A 6,242-nucleotide genomic window follows, 5' to 3' on the forward strand; every position below is an offset into this window, starting at 1 on the left:
CCATGGGCTCCGACCAGGCTATCGATGCCTCCTTCCGCACCGCCCACCAGCGGCTCCAGGAATCCTGCAGTTCGCGCGACTGGCACCGCGATAGGGAAGACCCCAACCAGCCGGAGACGGTCCAGGCCATGCAGATAGCGCTGAACCTGCCCAAGCAGGAGACCCCGGCCCGCCACCGCGTGCTGGAGGCGGCCGCCCGGGCCGTCGTCGCGGTGTGCCTGGACGAGCGCGCCGGCGGCGATACGGCCTTCGCCGCGGCCCTGGGGCGCTGGTACGGCCACCGCATCCGCAAGGTCGCCCGCCGCAGCCGCAACAAGGCCTGGAACGACGTCCAGGCGCTGCCCGGGGTGATGGTCGACGTGGCGCGCGCCTTCGTGCCCTCCGCGGTCAACGAGGTGGATCCGCTCATCGGCAAGCTGCAGATCGGCCACACGGATCTGCCTGCCGACCAGCCGGGCGAGCCGGCGGCCGACGCCCCGGTCATCTACGTGGACGCCTCCCTCGGCATGAGCGCGGGCAAGGCCGCGGCCCAGGTCGGGCACGGCTCCATGCTGCTGGCTGCCAGCCTGGACACCCAGGCGGCGTGGGAGTGGAAGCAGGCCGGCTTCGCCCTGAGCGTGCGCGAGGTCGACCATGCCACCTTCGAGCGCGCGGCAGCAGCACCCGGGGCGGTAGTGGTCGTCGACGCCGGGTTCACTGAGATCGCCCCGGATTCGGCGACGGTCTGCGCCCTGCCGCGCCCGCTCAGCGCCTAGCAGCCCGGGTTGGCTATGGGAGGCCGAGCCCGCGTTTAACGGCTGTCTACGAGGCGTCGGAGGGCGCCTAGCACCGTTTCCAGGCGCGTGGTGGACCAGAAGGGCGGCATCGAGGCGCGCAGGAAGCCGCCGTAGCGCTTGGTCTCCAGGCGGGGATCGAGCACCGCGACGACGCCCCGGTCGTTAGTTGCGCGCAGCAGGCGGCCGGCACCCTGCGCCATGAGGAGGGCGGCGTGGGTGGCCGAGACCTCCATGAAGCCGTTGCGGCCGGCGGCCTTGGCGGCCTCCGTGCGCGCCTGCATCAGGGGGTTGTCGGGCCGCGGGAAGGGGATGTGGTCGATGACCACCAGCGAACACGCCGGGCCGGGCACGTCCACGCCCTGCCAGAGCGTCAGCGTGCCGAACAGGCAGGAGTTTTCCTGCTTGCTGAACTTGTCCACCAGCGCGCCGATGGAATCCTCGCCCTGGAGGAAGACCTCGAAGGGCAGCTTCGGGCGCAGCTCCTCGGCGGCCTGCTGGGCGGCCCGGCGGGAAGAAAACAGACCCAGGGTGCGCCCGCCGGCGGCGGTGATAAGCTGCTGCAGCTCGTCGAGTGTGGCCGGGGACAGCCCGTCGCGGCCGGGCTGGGGCAGGCCCGCGGCGGTGTACAAGATCCCGGACTTGGCCGGGTCGAAGGGGGTGCCGACGTCCAGCGAGTCCCAGGTGCCCTGCGGCAGGCCCCACTGGGCGGCCATCGCGTCGAAGCGCCCGCCCAAGGCCAGCGTCGCGGAGGTCAGCACGACGGTTTGTTCGGCGAAGAGGTTGTCGTGGAGCATCTCCGAGATGGACAGCGGCGCCACCGCCAGGGTGTTCGCCCCGTTGCGACTGTCCCGGTCCAGCCAGACGACGTCCTCGTGCGCGGCCGGATCCCCGGTCGCGAAGACGTCGAGCAGCCGCGCGACGGTCTCCACAATCGAGCCCAGGTGGTTGGTCAGGTTCTGGCGCTCGGCGTATTTCTCCGGGTCCTGGGCCTGCTCGTTGTCGGGGGCGCGCCCGATGGTGGACTTAATGTCTTCGACCGTATCCGCCAGGGAAGACAGCTGGGACTTGGCGTTATCCGGCAGGTCCACCCAGCGGCCCGGGGAATACTCATCCAGGAGGAGATTGAACTCGTCGGCCTGCTCGCTCAGGCGGGTTTCCTTCCCGTTGGCGCCCAGCGCCTTGACGCGGTTGGCCGCCATCTTGAGGCCGCGCGCGGTCAGCTCCGCCGTGGACACGGAGGTGATCCGGCCGTCGAGCTCGTGGGCCTCGTCGATGATGACCGCGGAGTGCTCGGGCAGGATGGTGGCCTGGGAGACGGCATCGATGGCCAGCAGCGCGTGGTTCGTGACCACGACGTCGACCTGGGCGGCCGCCTGCCGGGCAGCCTCCGCGAAACAGTCGGCCCCGTGCGGGCAGCGGGTAGCGCCCAGGCACTCGTTCGAGGTGACCGAGACCTGCCGCCAGGCGAGGTCGCTGACCCCGCGGTCTAGGTCCTCGCGGTCGCCGGTGTCGGTCTCATCCGCCCAGTCGTAGAGGCGGGCGACCTGGGCGCCTAGTCCCGTGGTTTCGGCTTCCTCGAAGAGGCCGGATTCCGCCTCGGCTAGGGATTCGGCCCGCGCCACCTTGTTCAGGCACAGGTAGTTCGAGCGGCCCTTCATGATGGCGAAGGTGGGTTTGCGCTCCATGATGGGCTCGAGCGCCTCGACCAGGCGCGGCAGGTCGCGCTGGACCAGCTGGCGCTGCAGGGCCAGCGTCGCGGTGGAGACCACCACGGTGGAGCCGGTGTTGTGCGCGTGCCGGATGGCGGGCACCAGGTAGGCCAGGGACTTGCCCGTGCCGGTGCCGGCCTGCACGGCCAGATGCCGCTGGCTATCTAAGGCCTTAGTCACCGCGCCGGCCATACGGATCTGCCCGTCGCGCCGCGCGCCGCCCAGGGCCTCGACAGCCGAGGACAGCAGCTCCTCCGTGGAGTGGTTGAGCGGCTCGCGATAAGCTTCGCTGTCGGGGTCGGCGGGGTCTGCTGGGTCGTGCGGGGCGTTTGTCACCCCGGTTAGTCTACCGGCCTAGGACTGGTGTGGCGGCAGCAACCCGACCGCCCGGGTGGGCACGGCCGGCTCGCCGCGGGACAGGGCCAGGCCCTCCCAGGGCAGCGTGCCGATGGCCGCGGCCAGGTGGGCGCGGGAGGTGTCCAGGTCCGGGATATCGTCGACGGCCTGGCCGTCGCGCATCAGCGGGATGGTCAGCTGCTGGGTCTCCAGCCCGCCAACGTCCGGGGCGGTGGTGTCCGTGTAGGGGAAGACGACCTCCTCGACCGCCACGCCGGTGGAGCGGTAGGTGCGCAGCGCCTGCTTGGCGCCGCCGATGGATTCCTTGGAGGACGAACGCTTGGCCACCGGGTGCCCGTCGACCTCCACGACCTTGTAGACCAGGCCGGCCGTCGGGGCGCCCGAGCCGGTGACCACGGAGGTGCCCACGCCGTAGACGTCCACCGGATCGCCGCGCAGGCCGGCGATGGCGAATTCGTCCAGGTCGGACGAGACCACGATCTTGGTCTCGGTATTGCCCAGATCGTCCAGCTGCTTGCGGACCCGGCGGGTGACCGCGCCCAAGTCGCCGGAGTCGATGCGCACGCCGCCGAGCTCCTTCCCCGCGACCTCCACGGCGTTGATAACGCCCTGGGTGATGTCGTAGGTGTCGACCAGCAGGGTGGTGCCCGCGCCTAGGACGTCGATCTGGGTGGCGAAGGCGGCCTTCTCGTTGGCGCTGCCGTCCTCGTTGACGTGTGCCAGCGTCCACGCGTGCGCGGCCGTGCCGGAGACCGGGATGTCGTAGCGGAAGCCGGCCTCCAGGTTGGAGGTGGCGACGAAGCCGGCCAAGTAGGCCGCGCGGGCGGCGGTGACCGCGGCATACTCGTGCGTGCGGCGCGCGCCCATCTCCAGGATGGGGCGCCCGTCCGCGGCGGTGACCATGCGGGCGGCCGCGGAGGCGACCGCGGAGTCGGCGTTCATGATGGACAGGATGACGGTCTCCAGCACGATGCACTCGGCGAAGGTGCCGCGCACGGTCAGCAGCGGCGAATTCGGGAAGTAGAGCTCGCCCTCGCGGTAGCCGTCGACCTGGCCGCGGAAGCGGTAGTTGCGCAGGTAGTCCTTGGTGTCTTCGTCGAGGAAGTCGAGGTGGGCCAGCTGCTGCTCGGTGAAGCGGAAGTTCTGGATGGCCGCGATGACCCGCGGCGTGCCGGCGACGACGCCGTAGCGGCGCTCGTTCGGCAGGCGCCGGGAGAAAACTTCGCAGGTGACTTGGCGGTGGGCGCTGCCGTCTCGCAGGGCTGCCTCGAGCATGGTCAGCTCGTACATGTCGGTGAGTAAGGCAGTGGAGGCGGTGATATTCGAGCTATCGTTCACATCGTGAAGTGTACGTCACAGGCGCGTGACGGGGGTGTTTATTGTTCAAATTGGATGACGACCCAGACGCGGCCGTGGCCGATCTCGGCGGCAACCGCCTGGAAGGTATTGGCCGGGTTCAAGACCACCTCGAGGTGCGGGCGGGAGGCGCGCAGCTTCTCCACGACCGCGTAGCCGGTAGCGCCTTCGACCGGCAGGTTGACCTGCAACTGCGAGATGTTCTCGGGCGAGCGGGATTCCTTCCCGGCGGCCGCGTTCTGGCGGGCCTGCTCCCGGGCCGCGCCCTGGCGATCCGGCCACGGCAGCCCCGGCGGCAGCCCGTTGTCGAGGCGCCACTGGTTCAGGGCGGTGCCCACCTCTTGTTCCAACTCGGTCAGCCGGATTTGTTCCTCCGGGGACGCCGGCTCGGGCTGGGCGGTGGAGGATCCGTTGTCGGCGGATTCAGAGGAGCCCGATCCCCCGGGGCTGGATACCAGGGAGGCGATGGCCACGCCGACGGTCGCGGCGAGGGTGACGAAGGTGATGACCGCGCGGGCCACGCCGGGCAGATCGGCCGGGAAGCGGCCGGCGCGAACGTCGTTAATCAACCGCGTGAGCAGGGGAGGCTGTGACATGCTGTCCTTTCTGTCCGGCTCGGTCCGCGCTGCCGCGCTCGGCCGCTAGCACTGTGATTCAGTGGGGATGAAGTACGTTACAAGGCTCGTTGAGGCACAGGTTACCTGCCAGGCACCTTGTGCACTAGTGAAATTGGTTAGGCTATTAGGTATGACTGCCAGAATTTCCCCCATTTACATGGGCTCGCCCATGGCTACCCCGGAACTGGACGAGGACCTCAAGGTGGACGTAGCCACCAGCGAAAACCTGCCCTGGATGTGCATCGTCTGGGACGACCCGGTCAACCTGATGAGCTACGTCTCCTACGTCTTCCAGACGGTGCTGGGCTACGACAAGAAGCGGGCCAACGAGTTGATGATGCAGGTACACACCGAGGGCAAGGCGGCCGTGTCCTCCGGTGAACGCGACAAGATCGAAGCCGACGTCAAGAAGCTGCAGATCGCGGGCCTATGGGCCACCATGCAGCAGGCCGGCTAGGAGGCGGAGAAGAAAAACCCCATGCAAGAGTGGAAGAAAAAGAAATCGCTAATGCGCCCGGTGCGCTTTCACGCCGTCCTGGACCCCATGGAGCGCGAGGTTTTAGGCAACCTGACCTCGACGGTGGCCGAGGCCATCATCCAGCGCGCGCAGTCCGCACCGAAGGACGAGCTGGCCGAGATGATGGACATGCCCTCCGGCCACAAGGACGCCCCGGAGGATCCCTCCCTGGCGCGCCTGTTTCCGGACTTCATGGCCGACGGCGACGAGGAATTCGACGGCGACGCCTCGCTGATGCGCAGCCTGCACGAAAACGACATCGCCCGCGCCAAGCTCGCCAACCTGCAGGCCATCAACTCCGCGCTGGGGCCGACCGGCTCGGTGGAGCTTAACCTTTCGGAGGAAGAGGCCCACCAGTTCGTCGCCGGCCTCAACGATCTCCGCCTGTTCGTCGCCGCGGGGGATTTCAGCGGCCCGGACGCCGCCGTTACCGATCGCGACGCGCTCGTGGAATGGCTGGCCTTCAACCAGGACTCGCTGCTGCGGGCGCTGATGTCCTAATGCTCAGCGTCGGCCACGTCAGCCGCGGGGATACCGGGGTCACCGCGGTCTATTTCGGGCCCGCCGGGGCAGTGGCTGGCGTCGACGTGCGCGGCGGCGGCCCGGGCACGCGGGAAACCGACCTTTTGGCCCCACACAACACCGTCCAGCGGGTCCACGCCATCGTCCTGGCGGGCGGTTCCGCCTTCGGGCTGGCGGCCGCGGACGGGGCCATGCGGCAGCTGGCGCAGGAGGGGCTCGGCTTCGCCGTCTTCGGCGAGGACAAACCCGGCCCGCGCGTGCCCATCGTGCCGGCGGCCGTCATCTTCGATCTCGCCGTCGGGCCGACGATGCCCACCGCCGACGACGGCGCCGCGGCTATCCGCGCTGCCTTGGCCGGCGACGACCCCTCCCAGGGCAGCGTCGGGGC

The 6,242-nt window shown here is 69.4% G+C and carries 7 protein-coding genes; 4 read left to right on the plus strand and 3 right to left on the minus strand.

From position 1 onward, the window contains the following. Nucleotides 1–2: 2 nt before the first annotated feature. Nucleotides 3–755 (plus strand): peptidyl-tRNA hydrolase, encoded by a 753-nt coding sequence (locus ACEE23_RS10580; RefSeq protein ID WP_368521389.1) that lies wholly within the window; start codon nt 3–5, stop codon nt 753–755. A gap of 35 nt (nt 756–790) precedes the next feature. Here the strand turns inward: ACEE23_RS10580 and ACEE23_RS10585 are convergent, their stop codons facing one another. The 3 genes from ACEE23_RS10585 to ACEE23_RS10595 are packed head-to-tail and all read right to left on the minus strand — an operon-like array spanning nt 791 to nt 4,794. Further along, entirely contained in the window at nt 791–2,821 is a 2,031-nt protein-coding gene (locus ACEE23_RS10585) for an ATP-dependent DNA helicase (protein ID WP_448872589.1), read from the minus strand. A gap of 18 nt (nt 2,822–2,839) precedes the next feature. Next, nucleotides 2,840–4,180, minus strand: a complete 1,341-nt coding sequence (locus ACEE23_RS10590) for a nicotinate phosphoribosyltransferase (RefSeq protein WP_448872591.1) — start codon at nt 4,178–4,180, stop codon at nt 2,840–2,842. 38 nt (nt 4,181–4,218) lie between these two features. Beyond that, nucleotides 4,219–4,794, minus strand: coding sequence for a CAP domain-containing protein (locus ACEE23_RS10595; RefSeq protein WP_368520401.1), 576 nt, complete (start codon nt 4,792–4,794; stop codon nt 4,219–4,221). 178 nt (nt 4,795–4,972) lie between these two features. Between ACEE23_RS10595 and clpS the strand changes: the two genes are divergently transcribed. The 3 genes from clpS to ACEE23_RS10610 all read left to right on the plus strand — a co-directional run. After that, on the plus strand, nt 4,973–5,272 hold the full coding sequence (gene clpS, locus ACEE23_RS10600; protein WP_290226377.1) for an ATP-dependent Clp protease adapter ClpS: 300 nt from the start codon (nt 4,973–4,975) through the stop codon (nt 5,270–5,272). A 21-nt stretch (nt 5,273–5,293) separates the two neighbouring features. After that, the gene (locus ACEE23_RS10605; protein WP_368520400.1) at nt 5,294–5,833 is read left to right on the plus strand and encodes a DUF2017 domain-containing protein; all 540 of its coding nucleotides are present in this window, start codon (nt 5,294–5,296) and stop codon (nt 5,831–5,833) included. Further along, nucleotides 5,833–6,242: P1 family peptidase (locus tag ACEE23_RS10610; protein ID WP_448873599.1), on the plus strand; the 410-nt coding region annotated here is incomplete at its 3' end. The genes ACEE23_RS10605 and ACEE23_RS10610, both read left to right, overlap by 1 nt.

The organism is Corynebacterium sp. 32222D000AT (genome assembly GCF_053546955.1).

Coding starts and splice junctions, on each gene's coding strand:
- clpS (WP_290226377.1), top strand. CDS start 4,973: ATGGGCTCGCCCATGGCTACCCCGGAACTGGACGAGGACCTCAAGGTG.
- ACEE23_RS10605 (WP_368520400.1), top strand. CDS start 5,294: ATGCAAGAGTGGAAGAAAAAGAAATCGCTAATGCGCCCGGTGCGCTTT.
- ACEE23_RS10595 (WP_368520401.1), bottom strand. CDS start 4,794: ATGTCACAGCCTCCCCTGCTCACGCGGTTGATTAACGACGTTCGCGCC.
- ACEE23_RS10580 (WP_368521389.1), top strand. CDS start 3: ATGGGCTCCGACCAGGCTATCGATGCCTCCTTCCGCACCGCCCACCAG.